Annotated in this window: 20 protein-coding genes and 1 tRNA gene; 10 read left to right on the top strand and 11 right to left on the bottom strand. The window is 59.6% G+C overall.

Features of this window, described 5'->3' with window-relative positions:
* Position 1: 1 nt before the first annotated feature.
* The 4 genes from ACQY1J_RS14250 (at position 2) to ACQY1J_RS14235 (ending at position 2,014) form a co-directional block, all read left to right on the top strand.
* Positions 2–508, top strand: a complete 507-nt coding sequence (locus ACQY1J_RS14250; protein ID WP_430250154.1) for an N-acetyltransferase family protein — start codon at positions 2–4, stop codon at positions 506–508.
* Between the two features lie 25 nt (positions 509–533).
* Positions 534–995: an N-acetyltransferase family protein gene (locus ACQY1J_RS14245; RefSeq protein ID WP_430250152.1), complete on the top strand. Its 462-nt coding sequence runs from the start codon at positions 534–536 to the stop codon at positions 993–995.
* A 102-nt stretch (positions 996–1,097) separates the two neighbouring features.
* A complete protein-coding gene (locus ACQY1J_RS14240; protein ID WP_062454718.1) occupies positions 1,098–1,496 on the top strand; it encodes an NADH:ubiquinone oxidoreductase subunit NDUFA12 in 399 nt (132 codons plus the stop codon).
* An 86-nt stretch (positions 1,497–1,582) separates the two neighbouring features.
* Positions 1,583–2,014, top strand: a complete 432-nt coding sequence (locus tag ACQY1J_RS14235) for a DUF2155 domain-containing protein (RefSeq protein ID WP_062453190.1) — start codon at positions 1,583–1,585, stop codon at positions 2,012–2,014.
* A 20-nt stretch (positions 2,015–2,034) separates the two neighbouring features.
* Here the strand turns inward: ACQY1J_RS14235 and aat are convergent, their stop codons facing one another.
* The 6 genes from aat to ACQY1J_RS14205 form a co-directional block, all read right to left on the bottom strand.
* Positions 2,035–2,652, bottom strand: a complete 618-nt coding sequence (aat, locus tag ACQY1J_RS14230) for a leucyl/phenylalanyl-tRNA--protein transferase (RefSeq protein WP_092662023.1) — start codon at positions 2,650–2,652, stop codon at positions 2,035–2,037.
* Between the two features lie 105 nt (positions 2,653–2,757).
* Positions 2,758–4,104, bottom strand: coding sequence for an acetyl-CoA carboxylase biotin carboxylase subunit (accC, locus tag ACQY1J_RS14225; RefSeq protein ID WP_062580065.1), 1,347 nt, complete (start codon positions 4,102–4,104; stop codon positions 2,758–2,760).
* Positions 4,105–4,113: 9 nt separating this feature from the next.
* Positions 4,114–4,575, bottom strand: a complete 462-nt coding sequence (gene accB / locus ACQY1J_RS14220; protein WP_062453187.1) for an acetyl-CoA carboxylase biotin carboxyl carrier protein — start codon at positions 4,573–4,575, stop codon at positions 4,114–4,116.
* Between the two features lie 27 nt (positions 4,576–4,602).
* On the bottom strand, positions 4,603–5,040 hold the full coding sequence (gene aroQ, locus ACQY1J_RS14215) for a type II 3-dehydroquinate dehydratase (RefSeq protein ID WP_209903385.1): 438 nt from the start codon (positions 5,038–5,040) through the stop codon (positions 4,603–4,605).
* 144 nt (positions 5,041–5,184) lie between these two features.
* The gene (locus ACQY1J_RS14210; protein ID WP_062580069.1) at positions 5,185–5,955 is read right to left on the bottom strand and encodes a DsbA family protein; all 771 of its coding nucleotides are present in this window, start codon (positions 5,953–5,955) and stop codon (positions 5,185–5,187) included.
* Between the two features lie 305 nt (positions 5,956–6,260).
* Positions 6,261–9,347, bottom strand: coding sequence for an Rne/Rng family ribonuclease (locus tag ACQY1J_RS14205; RefSeq protein WP_430250149.1), 3,087 nt, complete (start codon positions 9,345–9,347; stop codon positions 6,261–6,263).
* 760 nt (positions 9,348–10,107) lie between these two features.
* Between ACQY1J_RS14205 and ACQY1J_RS14200 the strand changes: the two genes are divergently transcribed.
* The 3 genes from ACQY1J_RS14200 to prfB all read left to right on the top strand — a co-directional run bounded on the left by ACQY1J_RS14200 (position 10,108) and on the right by prfB (position 15,265).
* Complete coding sequence (locus tag ACQY1J_RS14200) at positions 10,108–11,271, top strand: N-acetylmuramoyl-L-alanine amidase (protein WP_062453183.1); 1,164 nt, start codon at positions 10,108–10,110, stop codon at positions 11,269–11,271.
* Between the two features lie 266 nt (positions 11,272–11,537).
* The gene (locus tag ACQY1J_RS14195) at positions 11,538–14,015 is read left to right on the top strand and encodes a penicillin-binding protein 1A (RefSeq protein ID WP_062453182.1); all 2,478 of its coding nucleotides are present in this window, start codon (positions 11,538–11,540) and stop codon (positions 14,013–14,015) included.
* 121 nt (positions 14,016–14,136) lie between these two features.
* Positions 14,137–15,265, top strand: a protein-coding gene (prfB, locus tag ACQY1J_RS14190) for a peptide chain release factor 2 (protein ID WP_113111005.1) whose coding sequence is annotated in 2 segments (ribosomal slippage) — positions 14,137–14,205 and positions 14,207–15,265 — 1,128 coding nt in all. Because the reading frame shifts where the segments join, the coding sequence is not laid out codon by codon here.
* Positions 15,266–15,338: 73 nt separating this feature from the next.
* Here the strand turns inward: prfB and ACQY1J_RS14185 are convergent.
* Positions 15,339–16,112 (bottom strand): NAD kinase, encoded by a 774-nt coding sequence (locus ACQY1J_RS14185; protein WP_062580078.1) that lies wholly within the window; start codon positions 16,110–16,112, stop codon positions 15,339–15,341.
* 261 nt (positions 16,113–16,373) lie between these two features.
* On the opposite strand from ACQY1J_RS14185, the gene ACQY1J_RS14180 reads away from it, so the two are divergent.
* A tRNA-Thr gene (locus ACQY1J_RS14180) sits at positions 16,374–16,449 on the top strand.
* A 169-nt stretch (positions 16,450–16,618) separates the two neighbouring features.
* Complete coding sequence (locus ACQY1J_RS14175; protein WP_139283848.1) at positions 16,619–16,903, top strand: hypothetical protein; 285 nt, start codon at positions 16,619–16,621, stop codon at positions 16,901–16,903.
* Between the two features lie 191 nt (positions 16,904–17,094).
* Here the strand turns inward: ACQY1J_RS14175 and ACQY1J_RS14170 are convergent, their stop codons facing one another.
* The gene (locus tag ACQY1J_RS14170; protein ID WP_062453178.1) at positions 17,095–17,622 is read right to left on the bottom strand and encodes a DUF4142 domain-containing protein; all 528 of its coding nucleotides are present in this window, start codon (positions 17,620–17,622) and stop codon (positions 17,095–17,097) included.
* A gap of 249 nt (positions 17,623–17,871) precedes the next feature.
* On the opposite strand from ACQY1J_RS14170, the gene ACQY1J_RS14165 reads away from it, so the two are divergent.
* The gene (locus ACQY1J_RS14165; RefSeq protein ID WP_430250148.1) at positions 17,872–18,909 is read left to right on the top strand and encodes a calcium-binding protein; all 1,038 of its coding nucleotides are present in this window, start codon (positions 17,872–17,874) and stop codon (positions 18,907–18,909) included.
* A gap of 71 nt (positions 18,910–18,980) precedes the next feature.
* Here the strand turns inward: ACQY1J_RS14165 and cysQ are convergent, their stop codons facing one another.
* From cysQ to ACQY1J_RS14150, 3 genes are all read right to left on the bottom strand, one after another.
* Positions 18,981–19,778 carry a 3'(2'),5'-bisphosphate nucleotidase CysQ gene (gene cysQ, locus ACQY1J_RS14160; RefSeq protein WP_430250147.1) on the bottom strand — a complete coding sequence of 266 codons (798 nt, stop codon included), beginning with the start codon at positions 19,776–19,778 and terminating at the stop codon, positions 18,981–18,983.
* A gap of 62 nt (positions 19,779–19,840) precedes the next feature.
* Entirely contained in the window at positions 19,841–20,542 is a 702-nt protein-coding gene (locus tag ACQY1J_RS14155; RefSeq protein ID WP_113167067.1) for a DUF982 domain-containing protein, read from the bottom strand.
* Between the two features lie 102 nt (positions 20,543–20,644).
* Complete coding sequence (locus ACQY1J_RS14150) at positions 20,645–21,532, bottom strand: TrmH family RNA methyltransferase (protein WP_092662035.1); 888 nt, start codon at positions 21,530–21,532, stop codon at positions 20,645–20,647.
* Positions 21,533–21,636 lie beyond the last annotated feature (104 nt).

Below are 21,636 nucleotides of genomic sequence, written 5' to 3'. Positions count from 1 at the left end.
GTTGGTCTACTTCATTCGCACAGCCGGCGACGAGGACGTGGAAAAGATCCGCGTCCTTCTCGCCGAGACGTTTCATCAGTCCTACGACCCGTTCTACGGTGCAGACGCCGTCGAGAAGATGGTGCGCAACTGGCATTCGCCGGTCGCGATCCGCACTAGGCTGATCAAGAAGGATGGCGAGTTTCTCGTCGCCGACGATGGAAGCAAGATCGGCGGCATCGCTTACGCCGCAGTCTACCCCAAGATGGCAAAGACGGTGATGCTGCATCAGCTCTACGTCGCGCCGGCCTGCCAGAATGACGGCATCGGTCGGGATCTGTTTGCCGAAATCGAGACCTGCTTCCCGGATGCGGAAATCATGCGGGTCGAGGTGTCGCTGCCGAATGTGCGTGCCGCCTCCTTCTACCAGCGGCTTGGCTTTGCCGAAGTCGACCGCATGGAGGAATGGGGCGCGCCGAACTCCGGCCTGCCGGCGATCATCATGGAAAAGCGGCTTCTGTCGCAATAGACGGCGTGGATCAGGGGAGGGTAGCATGGACGGAAACATCATTCGCAGGGCTCGCGAATCGGACCTCTCCCAACTGATCGCAATGTTTGCTGCCGACGATGTCGGTGGTCACGGCGATACGACCGATGCAGACGCCTACGACGATTACCTGCGCGCCTTCAACATGATCGATGCCTCCCAGAACGAGCAGCTTTTCGTTGCCGAGCGGGACGGCGACGTTGTCGGCACGTTCCAGATCCTGTTCAACCGAACGCTGACCGGCCGCGGCTCGCTGTCGATGATCATCGAAGCCGTACAGACGAGACCCGACATGCGCGGGCAGGGCATCGGCGCTCAGATGATCGGTTACGCGATCGAAGAGGCAAAGCGGCGCGACTGCCGCCTCGTGCAACTGACGTCCAACGCGGCTCGCACGGATGCCCATCGCTTCTACGAGCGGATGGGTTTTGCCAAGAGCCATGCGGGCTTCAAGATGAAGTTCAAATAGAGGTCTACATCTCGGAAATGCTGGACATCACCGCTGTCTGGCGGCATAAGCGGTGGAGCCAGTTCGACTGGTCACCTGTTTGCCAATCCTATGGACAAGCCCATGAAAAATCTCCTGCTGCAGATCTTCACCTGGTGGAACGGCCAAACCATGGGCACGCGTTTCTTTACCTGGCGCCATGGCAAGAAGGTGGGCGACGATGAGTTGGGCAACGTCTATTTCGAAGGCCCGATGACCTCCTGGGGTAAGCCGAAGCGCTGGGTGATCTACAAGGATTACGCCGAAGCCTCCGCGATCCCGCCAGGCTGGCACGGCTGGATGCATTACCGCACCGATACGCCTCCGTCGCAGGAGGATTACAAGGCGCGCGAATGGCAGAAGTCGCACAAGCCGAACCTCACCGGATCGCCGCTTGCATACCGGCCTCAGGGTTCTCTGTCGGCCAATGGTGAACGTCCTCGCGTCACCGGCGACTATGACGCCTGGACGCCCGGCAACTGAGCCTGACTGGCACCTGTTTTGGCCATATTCCACAACTAGTCCTCGATCGGGCATTCCAAGGACGCCTTTTCGAGACGGGACCAATAATGACACGTACCAAGCTTTCCCCACGCACACGATCGATTGGCGTCTTTCTGGCCGTCGTCTCGGTTCTGACAGGGGGAAATGCCTCGGCTGCGCGGATCGAAAATCCGGTTGCCGTCTTCAACGGCATCGACAAGATCACCGGCCGCATCACCACATTCGACGTCTATCTCAACGAGACGGTGCAGTATGGCGCGCTTCAGGTGACGCCGAAGGTCTGCTATTCCCGAGACGAAACGGAAGCCCAAAAGATCGACGGGTTTATCGAAGTCGACGAGATCACACTCGACCGCAAGATCCGCCGCATCTTCACCGGTTGGATGTTTGCGGACAGCCCCGGCCTCAACGCCGTCGAGCACCCAATCTATGACGTCTGGCTGACAGGCTGCAAGCAGACTTCCGACGTGCCGGCACCCGCCCGCGCGACCAACTGAAGCTCACGATTTCTGGCAGATCAAAATTCGAGATGCGGCGAGTTGACTGCCGCATGCAGCAGCTTGAGATAGTCATCCTTCGGAACGTCGATCGCCCCGAAGGTCTTCAGGTGTTCTGTCGTGAACTGCGTATCGAGCAGCACGAACCCCTTGGCCTTCATCCGTTCCACCAGATGCACGAGGCAGATCTTGGACGCGTCGGTGCGGCGCGAAAACATGCTCTCGCCGAAGAAAGCAGCGCCAAGCGAAACGCCGTAAAGCCCGCCAACGAGTTCATCGCCATCGTAAGCCTCGACACTATGGGCATGGCCCATGTGGTGGAGTTCGCGGTAGAGTTTGCGGATCGTCTCGTTGATCCAGGTACTCGGCCGGTCATCGGCCGGTTGCGCGCAGAGCGCGATGACGCCCTCGAAGTCTGTGTCGAAACGGATGTCGAAAGGCTTTTTGCGGACCGTTTTCTGCAGGCTCTTGGAGACGTGGAAAGCGTCGAGCGGCAGGATGCCCCGCATCTCGGGATCGACCCAGAATATCTCAGGATCATCGGCGGCTTCCGCCATCGGGAAAAGCCCGATGGAATAGGCTCGCAACAGAATTTCCGGGGTTATTGCCGGGTAATATTTGCCACGACGCCCTGCCATCGGTCTCCTTGATCCGGCCATCGCATTCCGCGCCTCATCTGGCGCGGAATGGTCGACAGCATCTTATGAACCGCTAACGGATCGTGTTGATCCGGTAGGTAGCGTCTAGTGAGACTTGTCGCCGGCCAGATGGTTTTCCAGCCAGTGAATATCGTAATTGCCGCTCAAGATATCCGGATTGTCCACCAGTTCCTGGAAGAGGGGAAGCGTGGTCTTGATACCATCCACGACGAACTCGTCCAGCACGCGGCGAAGGCGCATCATGCATTCGGCGCGGGTGCGTCCATGCACGATAAGCTTGCCGATAAGGCTGTCGTAGTAAGGCGGGATCTTGTAGCCGGCATAGGCACCCGAATCGACGCGAACGCCGAGACCGCCGGGAGCATGGAAATGCGTGATCGTGCCAGGCGACGGAACGAAGGTCCGTGGATCCTCGGCATTGATGCGGCACTCGATCGCATGGCCCTGGAACTGGATCTCTTCCTGGGTCACGGACAGGCCGTTTCCGGAGGCAACGCGGATCTGCTCGTGAACCAGGTCGATATTGGTGATCGCTTCGGTGATCGGATGCTCGACCTGAAGACGGGTGTTCATTTCGATGAAATAGAACTCGCCGTTTTCGTAGAGGAACTCGACCGTACCGGCGCCGCGATACTTCATCTTCTTCATGGCGTCGGCGCAGATCTGGCCGATCTTCATGCGCTGTTCGACATCGAGGGCCGGCGAATTGGCTTCTTCCCAGACCTTCTGGTGGCGGCGCTGCAGCGAGCAGTCGCGTTCACCCAGATGAATGGCATTGCCTTCGCCATCACCGACGACCTGGATCTCGATATGCCGCGGCTTGCCGAGATACTTTTCCATGTAGACGGCATCGTTGCCGAAAGCTGCGAGCGCTTCGGAACGGGCCGTGGACACGGCCTCCTCGAGCTCGGCCTCGGTCTTTGCCACCTTCATGCCGCGGCCACCACCGCCAGCGGTCGCCTTGATCAGCACCGGGAAACCGATTTCGCGGGCAATTTCGAGCGCGTTCTCAGGCAGAACTTCGCCGGGCGAACCGGGAACGACCGGAATGCCAAGCTCCACTGCTGTCTTCTTGGCAGTGATCTTGTCGCCCATCAGGCGGATGTGCTCGGCGGTCGGTCCAATGAAGGTGATGCCGTGTGCTTCCAGAATGTCTGCGAACTTGGCGTTCTCGGACAGGAAGCCGTAACCGGGATGAACGGCGTCGGCACCGGTGATCTCGCAGGCGGCAACAATCTGGTGGATGTTCAGATAGCTGTCACGCGAAGGCGGCGGCCCGATGCAGACGCTCTCGTCGGCGAGGCGCACATGCATCGCATCCGAATCGGCCGTCGAGTGAACGGCGACGGTCGCGATGCCGAGTTCCTTGCAGGCGCGAAGGACGCGAAGTGCAATCTCGCCGCGGTTGGCTATGAGGATTTTCGAGATCATGAGATCGCCTTACTCGATGATGACGAGCGGCTGGCCATATTCGACAGGCTGCCCGTCTGTGACCAGGATTTCCGTAACCTTGCCGGACTTCGGCGAGGGGATCTGGTTCATCGTCTTCATGGCTTCGATGATGACGAGGGTCTGGCCTTCCTTCACGGTCGCGCCGACTTCTACGAAGTTGCGTGAACCGGGAGCAGGTGCAAGGTAGACGGTGCCAACCATCGGAGCGGTGAGCGCGTTCTTGAGGTCCGGGCCGGCTACGGCAGCGGGTGCTGCAGCGGCGGCAGGGGCGGCCGCAAGGGCAGGCGCGGCTGCAATCGGAGCCTGAACGTACTGGGGAGTGCCTGCGCGTGAAACACGGATGCGCAGGTCATCCTGCTCAACTTCGATCTCGGTGAGATCGGTGTCGTTGAGGATGTTCGCGAGATCGCGGATCAGTCCCTTGTCGATACCGGCTTTCTTCTCAGACATGGCAAACCCTACTGTTTTGTTATGTTGTCAGGCGATGGTGGACTTCAAGGCGTGCAGCGCGAGCACGTAGCTCTGCGTGCCGAACCCGCAGATGATGCCCTTGCAGGCCGGTGCAATCATGGAATGGTGGCGGAATTCCTCCCGCGCATGCACATTCGAGATATGAAGTTCCACCACCGGTACGGAAATGGCCTTGATCGCATCATGAAGGGCGATCGAGGTATGGGTGAAGGCGCCGGCATTGATGGCGACACCAGAAGCCCGCTCGCCGGCTTCATGTATCCAATCAATGAGGACGCCCTCGTGATTGCTCTGGCGAAACTCGACAGTCAGTCCGAGTTCGTCAGCAACGGCCGCACATTCCTGCTCGACATCGGCCAAGGTCTTGCCGCCGTAGATGCCAGGTTCGCGTTTTCCCAACATGTTGAGGTTGGGACCGTTGAGGACGAAAATCGGTTTGCTCATCGAGATAACTATTTGTTCCACCCAGAATTCAGCGGCCACGTATAAACGGCTGGGACGGCAAGGGAAAGCCCCTGACGCGCCTAAACGCCATGCATCCACCGGCGAACGGGCAAGAATGCAGCATCCCGCTCGAAATCTCGGCCGTCAGCAGCTGGCCTTTCCGCAAGCGCGCACATTGGCGACCTTTTCCTCGATCGTATCGAGGCCAACAGCACCGAACACGGCCTCGTCTCCGACAACATAAGTCGGCGTGCCGGTGATGCCGATCGCGGTGGCCAACTGATAGGCCTGGCGTACGAGATCGTCGTTGGGATTGTCCTTCATCGACTTCCGCAGTGCTGCTCCGTCGATCCCAAGCGCGGTGGCGACAGAGAGCGCGGTCTCTTCGGACGCGTGCTCGCGGCTGCCGAGCAGCGTGCGGTGGAACTCGGCATACTTTGTCGGGGCGACCAGACGCACCGCATTGGCAACCTTGTGCGCGGCAATCGAGTCCGGGCCGAGGATCGGGAATTCCTTCAGCACGAAGCGGACGTTCTTGTCCTTCTTGAGAATGGTGTCCATGTCGGCCAGCGCATGCTTGCAGTAGCCGCAATTGTAATCGAAGAATTCAACGACCGTGACGTCGCCCTTCGGATTGCCAAGCGTGATGTCGGTGGGGGAGGCAAAGATCGCCTCCTTGTTGGCCGCGACCGCCTTGGTGGACTGGTCGACGCGCTGGTTCTGCTGCTTGGCCTCCAGCGCGTTCTGGACCTCGATCATCACTTCCGGGTTCTGGATAAGATATTCCCGGATGAATTCGCCCATCTCCTTCTTCTGCTGGTCATCCAGGGCAAAGGCCGGAACGGCAAACGCCGTTGCGGCCAGCATCGAACCGGCAGCAAGCGTCTTCAGTATCGGGTTGAGAAGGCGGGTCATTCGTTTCCTCGTCGGTCTGTTGGGCGTGGCTTCGCGCGAAACGCCGCACCATCATGTCTGTTTGCGCCAAAACTAAGCCAGCGTGGCGCGAGGCGATAGAGTAAAAACGGCAGGGGTGCCCGGGACTGCGCAACAGCGGCCGACTCCGCAGGGCAGGCGGTACAAAAAGCACTTGCAATCAGAGCCTTAGATCCGTTTCCGGAATCAATCAGCAAGCGACTTGAATCATTTTCTGAGGACATGCCGCAGACAAAAAAACGGCCGCGTTAAACGCGGCCGTTTCGATTTCTAGGATGGGTTACGGCTCAAAAGAAGCCGCGCTTCTGCCACCAGCCGCCCTTTTTGGGCTTGGCCGGATCGCCGTCGCTCTCGGTCGCTGCCTTGGCAGGATCGGAGCTCTTCACCACCGCTTCGGTGGACGAAGAGATGTTGGAGGCGCGGTTCGCGCGGGCAGGCTTCGAGTTGTTGGCCTCGTCGGCAGCGACAGCCTGTGGAGCAGGTTCTGCAACCGGCGCGGCTTCTTCTACCGGCTGGGATTCTGCGACAGGTGATGCGTCAGCGGCCTCCGGAGCTTCCGGGGCTTCGGCAGGTGCTTGTTCACCAAGGGCTGCATCGACCTGTTCGACGATCGCTGCGACCGGAGCTTCCACCGGAAGTTCGACCGGGGCAGGAGCCGGAGCTTCTGCAGCAGTCTCGACGACGGCATCAGGTTCGGCAACAGCCTCAACTTCGGACGAAACCTCTTCCGTCTTGGAAGACGCCTTGCCACGGCGCGAACGGCGTGGCTTGGGCGCAGGCTCGACCGGCGCTGCAGCAACGTCAACTGGCGCAGCTTCGGTTTCAGAACCGACATCAGCACCCGCGTCAGCAGCGACCGTCTCGGCCGGACCGGCTTCGGAACCGTCACCAGTGTCTGCGGTTTCGGTCTCGTCGTCGGACGCGTTCAGCTCCTGACCGTCTTCGGTCCGGTTGCGACGTCCGCCACGCTTGCCGCGACGACGGCGCTTGCGGCGCGAGTTCTCATCCGAGTCGTCGCCGTCTGCGACAGGCGCAGTTCCGTCGGCAGCAACTGCTTCGTTCTCGTCGCCGTCTTCATCGTCTTCGTCATCGGCACCCGATTCGGCATCGCTTGCCGCGTCGAGCGTCTGGCCTTCGCCATTCTTCTCGCCGTTGCGGTTGCGACGACGCCTGCGACGCTTGCGCTTGCGGCCGTTCTGATCATCGCCTTCGGTCCGCTCGCGGTCCTGCTTGGCGGCAGGCGCAGCAGCGACGATCTCCTCGTCTTCTTCCTCTTCATCGACCTCGATGATGATGTCGTCGTCCTCGTCTTCAACGGGGATCGCCGCAAACTGCATCAGGCTTTCGATCTTGACCGGGTTCTCGACGGCTTCGCCGCGATCGATTGCAAAGTGGTTCGAACCGATGGTGACGTCGGATTCGATGAAGATCGACACACCGAAGCGGTTCTCGTAATCCACCACGCTGCCGCGCTTGTGGTTCAGCAGGAACAGCGCGATGTCAGGCGTGGTCCGCACGGTGATGTCGTGTGTGGTGTTTTTCAGCAGGTATTCCTCGACGCCGCGCAGAACATGAAGCGCAACCGACGACTGCGAGCGCACATGACCTGTGCCGCCGCAATGCGAGCAGATCTGCGTGGTCGATTCGAGAACCGATGCGCGGATACGCTGGCGCGACATTTCGAGCAGGCCGAAATGCGAGATACGGCCGACCTGGATGCGGGCGCGATCGTTCTTGAGGCAATCCTTCAGCTTCTTCTCGACAGCGCGGTTGTTGCGCTTTTCTTCCATGTCGATGAAGTCGATGACGATCAGACCGGCAAGGTCGCGCAGGCGAAGCTGACGAGCCACTTCTTCGGCGGCTTCCAGGTTCGTCTGGAGTGCTGTGTCTTCGATCGAATGTTCGCGGGTCGAACGCCCGGAGTTCACGTCGACTGCAACCAGAGCTTCGGTCTGGTTGATGATGAGATAGCCACCCGACTTCAGCGTCACCTGCGGCTGCAGCATGCGGTCGAGCTGTGCCTCGATGCCCGAACGGGAAAAGATCGGGTGAAGGTCGCGGTAGGGCTGAACCACCTTGGCGTGGCTCGGCATCAGCATCTTCATGAAGTCTTTTGCTTCACGATAGCCTTCTTCGCCGGAGACGATGACCTCGTTGATGTCTTTATTATAGAGGTCGCGGATCGAGCGCTTGATCAGCGAACCTTCCTCGTAAACGAGGCAAGGTGCGGTCGAGGCGAGCGTCAGCGTACGGACGTTCTCCCAGAGGCGCATCAGATATTCAAAGTCGCGCTTGATTTCGACGCGGGTGCGGTTGGCACCGGCGGTGCGCAGGATGACGCCCATGCCCTGCGGCACGTCCAACTCGCGAGCGACTTCCTTCAGACGCTTGCGGTCGGTCGGCTGGGTGATCTTGCGGGAAATGCCGCCGCCACGTGCCGTGTTCGGCATCAGAACCGAGTAGCGGCCTGCGAGCGACAGATAGGTCGTGAGAGCTGCGCCCTTGTTGCCGCGCTCTTCCTTGGCGACCTGCACGAGCAGGATCTGGCGACGCTTGATGACTTCCTGGATGCGGTACTGCTTGCGCGGCTTGCGCTGGATGCGATCCGGAACCTCTTCCATGGCGTCTTCGGCGCCGACGGATTCGATCTCTTCCTTCTCGTGGTGATCGTCGTCGTCACCATCATCGTCATCGTCGTTACCGCCACGCCCACCGGCGTCTTCGGAAATCGAATCGGTGTCGACCATCGCCGCCATCTCGCCGGGCTTTGAACCCTCGTCGTCGGAAGACGGGTTTTCGTCGGAGGAGGGCGCTTCTTCTTCGGAGACAGTTTCAGTAGCTGGCGCATCTTCCGCAGTCGGCTCGACAACCTTCTTGCGCGAGCGGGTGCGCTTCGGCTTGGCCTTCTTCTCGGCCACGTCTGCAACCGGTGCGTCCTCGGGAGCTGGAGCGTCTTCAACTGCAGCTTCAACCGGTTCTTCTACGGCGTTGACAGGGACGATGCCGACATCCGGCTGGTCCTGCTGGGAGAGATCGACCACCGGATCGCCAGGATCCGCCGAATCGGCTTCCGCAATGCGGCGCTGGTCTTCAGCTTCCTGCTGCATCAGCGCCTGCCGGTCGGCCAGCGGGATCTGGTAGTAGTCGGGGTGGATTTCCGCAAAAGCCAGGAAGCCGTGGCGGTTGCCACCGTAATCGACGAACGCGGCCTGCAGCGACGGCTCAACGCGCGTCACTTTGGCCAGATAGATATTGCCCCGGATCTGTTTCTTGTGTTCCGATTCAAAATCGAATTCTTCGATACGGTTGCCGCGTACAACGACTACCCGCGTCTCCTCTTCGTGAGACGCGTCGATAAGCATTTTGTCTGCCATGTAAATTCTGCTCCTCGGCGCCGAGCAAATGCACAAAAGCCTGCCGCGAGGATTTCCCCGACAACAGGCTTGTCATGCGAAATGGTCGTTCCGCCGGATAAAAAGGATCCCGTCGGGTGGGATTGTGCGGGCAACCGGAAAGAAGACGGAGCCAAAGGCGTCCCTGATCTCTCCCGGTTCTGAAAATTTTGCCGCGCCATCAAAAACCAAACGAGAATGACTTTACCATAGGCCCCAAACGGGGCCCGATGAATTTGCTCCAATGAGATTTGCTCGATGGAGCGGTGGGTGGCATGCCACCCGATATGTTTCCGGCCACCGCCGGGCGGATCGTGTATCAGGATGAAGCGTAGCGACGGCGGATGTCTGTCGGTCCATGGCGCCAGATCATTATCAGCTGGCAGCCTATCGGCAGACTATCCCGTCAACACTTCAACCTTCGCTCGCGTTGTATGGTTTATCTGTCACAATAGCAAGGGAAAAGCCGCCTTTGCCATATTGTCGATCGAATTGCCATTCTATGCAAAAACAACGGGCGGACGAGATGATTCGCATCCGATCTGCATGAAATTGCTATGTTAAAAACATGCGGCTGCAGCGGCTGCCGTTGCTGCATTCCGAATGTGCGAAGTCAGGTTAGGGGACTTATGTGAGGGTGGGCAAACCGACGGGTGCGTTGCGTGTATCACATGAGACGTCCAGATACGATTTCGCGACCGGTGCAACCGGTGTCGTAAGGCGAATCGCTTTTGGTTTGGTCATGTTGTTGGCTGGGGCAGCGTTGGCGCCTGCGATGGCGGCAACCACGAAGCCGATCCTCGCATTCGGAGCCCGCATTGCCGGCGACGCGGCACGCAGCCGCATTGTCATCGACTTCGAATCGAAGCCTGAGTTTTCCGTGCACTATGTGGGCGGCCCCGAACGCGTCATTGTCGACCTCTCGGCTACCGCCTTCGGTTTTCCACCCGAAGATCTATCGCCGCGCGGTCTGTTCAAGGATATCCGCTTCGGCACTATGGATGAACAGAGCGCCCGGATCGTGCTGACCACCAACCGGCCAGTGAAGCTCTCGACGGCGGATGTTCGGCCCGGTGAGAACGGCGTCTGGCGCCTCGTCCTTGATGCCGAGGTCGTCTCGAAGGAAGAATTTGCCGTTCTCCTCAAAGGCCAGGACTGGCGCGCCACGACGCAAACTGACTCGGAGCCGACGCCACTGATGGCCGACGACGGCGTTTTCACCGTTGCGGTCGATGCAGGCCATGGCGGGATCGATGCCGGTGCGACTGCGCTGACGACGAAGACGCAGGAAAAGGTCATTACCCTCGATTTCGCAAAGACGCTTGCCGAGCGCTTGAACCGGCTATCCGGCGTGAAGGCATTTCTGACACGTGACGACGACACGTTTCTTTCGCTGTCGGAGCGGGTGGCGACGGCGCGGGAACATCGCGCCGACCTTTTCATATCCCTTCACGCCGATACGCTGACGCAAAAGGATATCCGCGGTGCCACCGTCTATACCCTCTCCGACAAGGCATCGGACCGGATGGCGGAAAACCTTGCGGCGCGAGAAAATTTTTCTGACCAGCTCGCCGGCTACAGCATTCAGAACGGACCGTCGGACGTGGCGGATATCCTTCTCGACCTGACGCGGCGCGAGACCCAGGCCTTCTCGATCGCCATGGCGGACAATGTCGTCAAGTCGTTCGAGGGGCAGATCGGGCTCATCAACAACCCGCATCGGCAGGCAAGCTTCCAGGTGCTGCGGGCGCCGGATATTCCCTCCGTCCTGCTCGAGCTGGGTTTTCTGTCCAATCAGGAAGACGAAAAACTTCTGCTCGATCAGAACTGGCGCAACCGGATTGCAGACCTGATTGCCGCAGCCGTCGATCGGTATCGCGGTCACTCTGTCGCCAACGGCGGGTGAGGGGAGTGCTGCGTCCCATGCGGAGTGGCTGACGTGCAACAACGGCCCGGGAATATCCCGGTATACAAGCTAAGTTGCGGAAATACCTTGGTTGAAGCCCTATTTTACGCACATTCAGACGGTTACACCCTGCTGCACGAGGCAGGGCGGATAACGCGCCTTTTATCCTCGACGCCTTGCGCTGGCGTAATCACCGTGCAAAACGCCGAGAACCATGCGATGTTGCGCCTTGCGCAGCAACCCGAAAGCCGAACGGTAGCTTCGACATGATCAGATTGATTGGATACTTCTTTGGAATGGCCTGCGTCCTTTTTCTGGGCGTTGCTGCAGCGGTTGCCATCTATTTGAATGGTGTATCCAAGGATTTGCCCGATTATGCGGTCCTTGCTGCCTATGAGCCTCCGGTTGCCACTCGTGTCCACGCCGGCAACGGTGCACTGGTCACGGAATATGCGCGCGAGCGTCGCTTGTTCCTCCCCATCCAGGCTATCCCCGACCGGGTCAAGGCGGCCTTCCTGTCTGCTGAAGACAAGAATTTCTACAACCACCCCGGCGTCGATATCTTCGGCCTTGGCCGCGCGGTTGTGAACAATCTCCAGAACTTCGGCTCAGGCCGTCGTCCGGAAGGTGCGTCCACGATCACCCAGCAGGTGGCAAAGAACTTCCTTCTGTCGGCAGACCAGACGATGGACCGCAAGGTCAAGGAAGCGATCCTGTCGTTCCGCATCGAACAGGCCTACTCGAAGGACAAGATCCTCGAGCTCTACCTCAACGAGATCTTCTTCGGCCTTAACTCCTATGGCATCGCCGGTGCAGCGCTGACCTATTTCGACAAGTCGGTGACGGAACTGACGACGGCGGAAGCAGCCTATCTCGCGGCGCTGCCGAAGGGCCCCAACAACTATCATCCGTTCCGCCATCAGCAGGCAGCGCTCGATCGCCGCAACTGGGTTGTCGATCGCATGGCCGAAAACGGCTACATTACCCAGATGGACGCCGACGATGCCAAGACCCAGCCGCTTGGCGTCAAGCAGCGCCGGAGTGGTACGCACCTGTTCGCGTCCGACTATTTCTCCGAAGAGGTGCGTCGCCAGATCATTGGCCGTTATGGCGACAAGTCGCTCTATGAAGGTGGCCTGTCCGTCCGCACCTCGATCAATCCCGAGCTTCAGCTTGCTGCGCGCGCCGCGCTGCAGAACGGGCTTCTTGATTACGACGAACGCCGCGGTTTTCAGGGCCCAGTGACCACGGTCGACATTTCACCCGATTGGGGTGTCTCGCTTGCCAAGGCGATCACCGACGGCAAGGCGCCTGACCTGCGCGATGTCCCGGAATGGCAGCTTGCCGTCGTGATCAGCGCGTCCGCCAAGTCCGCCGAGATCGGTCTGCGTCCCGCTGCCGATGGTGGCGGCAAGGTGACCGAAGAGCGCGTGACGGGAACGATCCCCGCGGACGCCATGAAATGGGCCTATCGCGACGCCAAGGGTTCTCGCCGGACGGCGAAAGGTCCCGATGGCGTGCTGAGCCCGGGCGACGTCGTCTATGTCGAGCCGATCAATGAAGAAGCCAAGACCTTTCGTTTGCGTCAGCCTCCGAAGGTCCAGGGCGGCTTTGTCGCGATGGACCCGAATACCGGCCGCGTTCTCGCCATGGTCGGCGGCTTCTCCTACGCACAGTCGGAGTTCAACCGCGCCACCCAGGCGATGCGTCAGCCAGGTTCGTCATTCAAGCCCTTCGTCTATTCTGCAGCGCTCGACAACGGCTACACCCCGGCATCGGTTGTGCTTGACGCGCCGATCGAGATTGTCACCGGCGGCCAGGTCTGGCGCCCGTCCAACTACGGCGACAAGGACGGCAACGGTCCGGCAACGCTGCGCACCGGCATCGAAAAGTCGCGCAACCAGATGACTGTCCGCCTGGCGCAAGACATGGGCATGGAACTGGTGGCGGAATATGCCGAACGCTTCGGCATCTACGACAAGATGCTGCCTGTTCTCGCCATGTCGCTAGGTTCCGGCGAAACGACCGTGATGCGGATGGTGTCGGCCTATGCGGTCATCGCCAACGGCGGCAAGCAGATCAAGCCGACCGTGATCGACCGCATCCAGGATCGTTACGGCAAGACCATTTTCCGCCATGAAGAGCGTACCTGCGAAGGCTGCAATGCCAACAGCTGGGCGAACCAGGAAGAGCCGGTTCTGGCCGACAACCGCGAGCAGGTTCTCGATCCGATGACCGCCTACCAGATCACCTCGATGATGGAAGGCGTCGTGCAGCGCGGCAGCGCGGCCGGCAAGATCCATCTGACCGACCGCCCGGTCGCCGGAAAGACCGGAACGACCAATGACGAGAAGGACGCCTGGTTCGTCGGCTTCACGCCGAACATCGTGGCCGGCCTTTATATCGGCTTCGACACACCGGCGCCGCTCGGACGCGGCAGCACGGGTGGCGGACTTGCAGCGCCGATCTTCGGTCAGTTCATCGAAGCGGCGGCAAAGCATATGCCGGCTGAAAAATTCCTGGTGCCGGAAGGCATGCAGTTCGTCGCTGTCAACCGCAAGACGGGCATGATGGCCATGGAAGGCGAGCCGGATACGATCACCGAAGCCTTCAAGCCCGGCACCGGCCCGGCCGACGTCTTCCAGGTCATCGGTGGCGGCGAATACATGACGCAGGACCAGATCCTGGACTCCTCGCCACAGGCACAGCAGGCCATCACGTCCGGTGCCTCCGGCCTGTTTTGATCCTCATACTGACATCCTCTAGGACATCGTCGCGCCGGCCCGGGGTTTACTTCCGGGGCCGGCGCAACTATGTCCACCGCAACTTCGGTCAACAACGAAAAGACGAGAGAAGCATTACGCCATGCGCGCGGAAATCATCAACGTAACCGACGAAATCAAGCAGGCCATAAGCCTGCTGAGGAGGCATCTTTGACTGGGATCAGGCGGTAAGACGACTGGACTGGTTGAACAACAAGGCAGAGGATCCAAACCTCTGGAACGACGCCTCCGAAGCGCAGAAGCTGATGCGCGAGCGTCAGCAGCTGGATGACAGCATCAACGGCGTGCGAGCGCTCGATCAGCAGCTCAACGACAATGTCGAACTCATCGCGATGGGGGAAGACGAGGGCGACGACTCGATCGTTAAAGAGGCCGAGGAAGCGCTGAAGACGTTGCGCACCGAAGCCAACCGCCGGCAGGTGGAGGCGATGCTTTCGGGCGAGGCAGACAGCAACGATACCTATGTCGAAGTGCATTCCGGTGCCGGTGGCACGGAAAGCCAGGACTGGGCGAACATTCTGCTGCGGATGTACACCCGCTGGGCCGAGCGCCAGGGCTACAAGGTCGAGCTCTTGGAAGTGCACGATGGCGAAGAGGCCGGCATCAAGTCCGCGACCATACTCGTCAAGGGACACAATGCGTTCGGCTGGTTGAAGACCGAGTCGGGCGTCCATCGCCTGGTGCGCATTTCGCCCTACGACAGCGCGGCACGCCGCCACACGTCGTTCTCGTCGATCTGGGTCTATCCTGTGGTCGACGACTCGATCAACATCGAGATCAACGAGAGCGATTGCCGCATCGACACCTATCGTTCGTCGGGTGCCGGCGGGCAGCACGTCAACACCACCGACTCGGCCGTGCGTATCACGCACATTCCGTCCGGTATCGTCGTCGCCTGCCAGCAGGAACGCTCGCAGCACAAGAACCGCGCCAAGGCGTGGGACATGCTGCGCGCCCGTATGTACGAAGCGGAACTGATGAAGCGCGAAGCGGCCGCCAATGCGGAAGCCGCTTCGAAGAGCGACATCGGCTGGGGCCACCAGATCCGCTCCTACGTTCTGCAGCCATACCAGCTGGTGAAGGACCTGCGCACCGGTGTCGAAAGCACGGCACCCAGCGACGTTCTCGACGGCGAACTCAACGAGTTTATGGAAGCAGCCCTTGCACACCGCATCAGCGGCAAGCCCGATCTTGGCGCCGACGCCGAGTAAGGTTTGGAGGCATCACGAATCACAAACGGCCGGATCTCGCGATCCGGCCGTTTTCGTTTCTTGGGGGTCGTTGTCAGTCGTTGAACTGCTCGGCCAAGATCCGGTCAGACCAGGAATGGTCGGGATCCGATAGAAGCCGTGCCGTCAGTTCAGTCGATTGCGCGATGCGGATATGGATGACGGATTTCACCTCGGTATTGTCGGCGACCGCGTTGACCGGTCGCTTTTCCGGCTCAAGAATCTCGATGTCGACGCAGACCCGGTTTGGCAAAAGCGCACCCCGCCAGCGACGTGGACGAAATGCACTGACGGGCGTCATCGCCAGAAGCGGCGCCTCCAGCGGCAGGATCGGCCCGTGCGCCGACAGATTGTAGGCGGTGGAGCCGGCGGGCGTCGCGACCATCAGGCCGTCGCAGATCAGTTCCTCCAGCCTTGTGTGCCCATCGACCACCACCTTCAGCTTCGCGGCCTGATAGGATTGGCGGAACAGGTAGACCTCGTTGATCGCGAGCGAGTGGGATATCGCACCCCAGGCATCGGTCGCCGTCATCTTTAGCGGGTGAAACTCGTTTTCCACGGCACGCGCGATTCGGTCGGGAAGATCGACCGTTTCGAAATCGTTCATCAGAAAGCCGACCGAGCCTCGGTTCATGCCGTAGACCCTTTTGCCGATATGCATGGTCTCGTGCAGCGTTTGCAGCATGAGCCCGTCACCACCCAAGGCCACGACCACGTCGGCCTCCACCAGGGGAACGTTTCCATAAAGCCGGGTCAGCTCGTCAAACGCTGCCTCGGCATCGGGTGCCGTTGAGGCGATGAATGCGAGCTTTTCGGTCGCGATCGACATGGGAAGGCCTTTGGTGTGACGCGGACATGCGCCCAGGGAATACAAGTCTGAAACACCGCATCGTCAACATACGGCTTCCAGCAGGTAGCTATAGGAGAAACGACAGGACGAACAAGCCGCTTCCGTGCAGCGTCGGTACTTCGTCAGCCATTCCGGCTGCGGGTAGACCACGAGTATCTCGTTTCTCGAAAGTGTTTATCGCGATCAACGGAATTTTCGCTTTACACGAAATCAGAATCTGGTAATTCCACCCCCAGAAGTGCCCTTGTAGCTCAGTTGGTAGAGCACCTGATTTGTAATCAGGGGGTCACGAGTTCGAACCTTGTCGGGGGCACCACTTCTATCCCATTCATTTTGATCGGTTGATCATCTCTTTTCTCGGGCTGAGGAGAGCAGGGTGTGACGCACGTCGCTCCGTTGTCTTTCCGGCATCTCTTCTCGTGCCGGCCAATCCTTGCAACATGGAATGCGCTCTGTCAGGATCTCTTAAATTTAAGGGGAGACTGATGGGAAAAGTCTTGATGTGGATTGGCTGGATCGGGATCGTTCTGGTGGTCTGCGCCCTCGTGGCGCTGATGGCCAGCGCCGGGCAGGGGTCCTATGCCCTGCTCGCGCTCTTGGCAGCACTGCCTTGGGCGGCACCCGCCTTCATCGGCTCTGTGCTCGTCGCAGCGTTTGGCAGCATGCTTTTGCAGCTCAATGCGATCCGAGCAGCAACCGAAAGACAGGCCGAACTCTTCGCTCAGTTATTGGACGGTAAGAAGAAGCGTGACGCAGCGGTTGAGGCCTGACGGAAACGTCAATGCATCCTTCGTGCGTCGCTATCTCGCGTTTTCAAAACCATCCGTTTGACGGTTCGCTGCTCAGTAAGCTTCCAACGACCTCCCGGGCGTTGGGTCTGAGGGCGAAGCAACAGAAAAAGCCGCCTCGACGAATCAGGCGGCTGTCTCTTTAGCGTATGGCAGTTGTGGAAGGGTAGTTCTTACTTATCCATGTCCTGTGCCATCTTGTAGTGATGCTCGAGGGCCGGAAGTGTCTTCGCGGCAAAGGCCTTCAGATCGGCATTTTCACCTTCTTCAGCGTAGCGCTTGAAGAGGTCTACCGCGTCTTCATGTGCTTCGACCTGATCGTCGAAATATTCCTCGATGAAATCGGCGCCTTCAAGCTTTGCCAGCTCGTCGACATCTTCCTTGTCATCTTCGGTCAATGCCGTGACAGGATTGCCCTGAACCTTGCCGCTGTCGATCAGCGCCTTGAGTTCGGCAGAAGCCTTTTCATGGTCTGTAATCATCTGCTGCGCAAATTTCTTGGTGGCGTCGTCGCCCTTGGTCAGCGCGAGCTTGCTCGACTCGATCTCGTACATACCGCTCGCAGACGCCTGCATGATAAAGTCTGCGGTGGTCGGAGCGCGACCCAGAACCGAGTTTGCGCCGGTGCTTTCTGCAGCCGACTGCGCGAAAGCTGCCGTTGCGGTCATGAGAAATGCTGCGGTGAGAATTGTTTTTTTCATGGTCGGTATCTCCTGTGAGCCCTACCAACCCATGGAAATCAAAGAGGTTCCGCAAAGATTTTTCAACGTGGTACTTCATCTGATTGAGATAAAGCGTCGAAGCGAGGGGATGACGAAGGCGGCCATTGCGCGTTAACGAACCTGAATGGCAGACAACGGGATATTACGGATTCCGTCAGGATTCGTAGTCTAGCATAAGCACAGCAATCCGCGGCGATTGTCATGCCAGGAGCGGACCGGAGGAAACGGATGCCCACATTCTACGGCAACGATTACGACAACACCGTCTACCAGGATGATTACGATTCTGATCTCACCGTCTACACCTATGGCGGCGACGACCGGATTTTCCTCAACCTCGTCGGCAAATACGGTGGTTTCAACACGGTTTATGCAGGCGCTGACGACGATTTGGTGCGAAATGCCTTCGAAGGCGGCAACAAGATCGATCTCGGCTCCGGCAACGACAGCTACGTCGCAACAGGATTTTCGACGTCGAGCAAGCTCTATGATGTCGTCTATGCCGGCAGCGGCAACGACTCTTTCGAAGTCTCCACCTATCACAGCGACTATTACGGCGAGACGGGCAATGACGCCTTCTTCTCGGTCGGCTATCGCAACTATTTCAACGGTGGCTCGGGGACCGATACGATCAGCTATGAGACGCAGGACGAGGATGATGATCTGGCCGGTCTCGGCGTCGCCATCGATCTCGGCAAGGGCTCGGCGCAGACGCTTGGAACCAGTTACAAAGAGACGCTCGTCAGCATCGAGAATGCCATCGGGACCGGTGCGAGCGACAAGATCTACGGCTCATCCGGCGCAAACAAGCTTTGGGGCGATGATGGAAACGACTTGATCGACGGCAAGGGCGGTAATGACACGCTCTACGGCGGCGCCGGTAACGACGACCTCTACGGTGGAAGCGGCAACGACAAGCTTTACGGCGGATCCGGCAACGACCATCTCTATGGTGGATCGGGCGCCGATACGTTCGTGTTCACCTCGATCGCAGACTCCAAGGCAAACAGCAGCCGCGACATCATCCAGGACTTCAGCCGCGCCGAAGACGATTATATCGATCTCCGGTCGATCGATGCGGATACGACCTTCGGCGGCAATCAGTCCTTCGATTTCATCGGTTCGAAAGGCTTTTCGGGCGAGGCGGGCGAGTTGCGCTTTAGCGGCGGCATCGTCTCAGGCGATGTGAACGGCGACGGTTATGCCGACTTCCAGATCAAGATCGCGGGCCAGACCAAAATGTACGACAGCGATTTCTTCCTCTGAGATATCGAGCTGTTTTAGGAAGGCGCTTCTGAAAGGAGGCGCCTTTTTTCGTGGTCGACAGAACTCGTAAACTACAGCGCATCAACCGATGCGCCGGTCGCGATGAAGTCGCCATTGGCGAAATCAGTCTCATCCGATCGACCGACCTTGCCGTAAAGGAGCGGCTGTCCGTCGATAGCGCAGGTCTTGCCACCGGCGGCGCGCAGGACCGCATCTCCGGCTGCCGTGTCCCATTCCATCGTCCGGCCGAACCGCGGATAAATGTCGGCGGCACCTTCCGCCAGCAGACCGAATTTCAGCGATGAACCGACGGAAAGGGTTTCGAGGTCGCCGTATTGCGCCAGGAAATCATCCGTTTCGACAGTTCGGTGGGACCGGCTGGCACAGGCGATGGGTCGCCGTGGCATGACGCGGGCGCGGATCGCCTGACGGTTTTCGATGGTGAAATCGGGGGCGATCGCGAGCTTGGACGCTTTGTTCTGTGCGCCGCCATAGCCGACGTTGAGCGCCGGAGCATACACGATACCAACGGTCGGAAGGGCATTTTCGATCAGCGCAATATTGACGGTGAAGTCATCGCGGCCGTTGATGAATTCACGTGTGCCGTCAAGCGGGTCGATCAGGAAGAAACGACCACCGGAAATATCGGGGATCTGCCCGGCGGCGACGGCTTCTTCTGCAACCGCGGGGATCGCCGGCCAATGCTGCGCAAGCGCTTCGAGAATGATCGCTTCCGCGGCTTCGTCAGCCTCCGTCACCGGCGAGTGGTCAGGCTTGTAGTGGGTATGAGCGCCACGGCCACGGATCTCAAGAATCGTGCGGCCTGCATCGAGCGCGATCGTCTCGAATATGGAAAGCATACTCATCATGAAGACGATCTACTGCCTTGCCTTCAGCAGCGCAAGCTCGTCTCGCCTCTACATCACCGTGCCTATGCCATTGGTTGCTGACGACCGACGGCCCAGGAATTGCCAAGGTGCGCATCCGCCGCGGCCGGAAGATCCGATGCTCCGTGGCGAAGCTGGGGCCGCAGCACGCCCGCGGCGCGTCGGGCGCCGAGCCGTGCAATCATGCCGATCGTCCGCGAGAGCTCTGCCAATAATTCGCGCATGCAGGGTGTGTGTGGGCTGGCCGGCCCAGCCCCCGATGCCGCGGAATGCGGCTCGCTCCAGCTAATCACCGGGTGGTGATATGACGGGAGTGAATCGGATCCGCCAGCATCGGGTTCGGTATAAGCAAGGGTAAGCCCGCGTAAGCGGGGCGACTTACTGAGGCGACGCCGGAACGGTGCGAGGGGGGCGAGGCGGTCCGGCGAGATCGGCAGGGTCGCAAGTGAGGCCGGGACGTCTTTGATTGGTTCGGCATCGATATCGGCAAGAAAGGTTTGCGGTTGAACATGAAAGCCGGCCTCTAGTGCAGCCTCAATGAAATCGGCGCGGGCAAGGGCCGCTACGCTTCGGCCCGTCAGCACATCGCGGCACGCCATCACCGCCGCCATATGCGCTTCTGTGCGTGCGGCCGGCCATCCGCTGAGCAGCATAAGAGCGGCATCCAGCGTGCCTTGCACGATGATCGGCCCCGGTTGGCCGAAGATTTCCAGGATGACAGGTTGCTTCCAGGTCCCGCGATCCATCCAAGCTCTCCCATTTAAGATAATTAGGAAATACTCATATAAAGCTTGCGCCAAGATGGAGCGCAGCGGCCCGACGGTTTTCGTCAGGCCGCTGATGTGATTTCAGGAGATCTTCAGGAGATGCTGCCTTGTCGCGTAAAGCGCAATCGCTGCGGCATTCGAGACGTTGAGCGACTTGATCTCGCCGGGCATGTCGAGCCGGGCCAACGCATTCACCGTTTCGCGGGTCTTCTGGCGCAAGCCCTTGCCCTCGGATCCGAGGACCAGGGCAATCCGCTCACCGGAGAACGTGCCTTCCAGCGGGGCAGGACCTTCCGAATCAAGCCCGATCGTCTGGAAGCCAAGCTTGTGGATCGATTCCAGCGCGTCGGCGAGGTTGGTGATCTGGATATAGGGAATGAGTTCCAGTGCACCGGACGCGGATTTTGCCAGCACGCCTGACTCGGTCGGGCTATGTCTCTGGGTGGTGATGAGAGCGCCTGCGCCGAACGCTACGGCCGATCGCATGACGGCACCGACGTTATGGGGATCCGTTACCTGGTCGAGTACCAGGAGAAGCGGGCTCTCTTTAAGGGCTTCAAGCCGGCGTACGGGCAGGGGCCTCGTTTCCAGCATCACGCCTTGGTGAATCGCCTCGGGGCCCAGCACCTTGTCGATATCCTGCGGCGAGACGAACTCGACAGGAAAAGACAGCTCGCTCGATTCGCCGATCTCCAGTCGCATAAAGGCGTTCTGTGTCACCGAAAGCTTGATCAGCTTGCGCTCCGGGTTCTGGATCGCAGCCCGAACCGTATGGAGACCATAGAGCAGCACCTGTTCCGGCTGCAGCTGCGGTGGCGTCCAATCCTTGGCGCCCTTGTTGGATTTGACGCGGCCCTGCTGCGGCGTCGGGATCTCGCCGCGTTCGCGCTTGGTATCGCGAACATTCCGGCGAAGCGTCGCGTAATGGGTGTCGCGGGCGGTTTTGTCTTTAGGATCTTTTGTGCTCATGCTGCCTTATATCGAGGAGCGCGGTTTCGGCAAAGCCCTCCGCTCGAGCCTTCGTCGGATGGCATGACGATATCCAATTTTTTCCTCCTTTTTTCAAAGAGGTC

It is taken from the genome of Neorhizobium sp. DAR64860/K0K1, assembly GCF_050500205.1.
Classification (GTDB): Bacteria; Pseudomonadota; Alphaproteobacteria; order Rhizobiales; family Rhizobiaceae; genus Neorhizobium; species Neorhizobium soli.
This window is presented reverse-complemented; position numbering and strand designations above follow the sequence as displayed.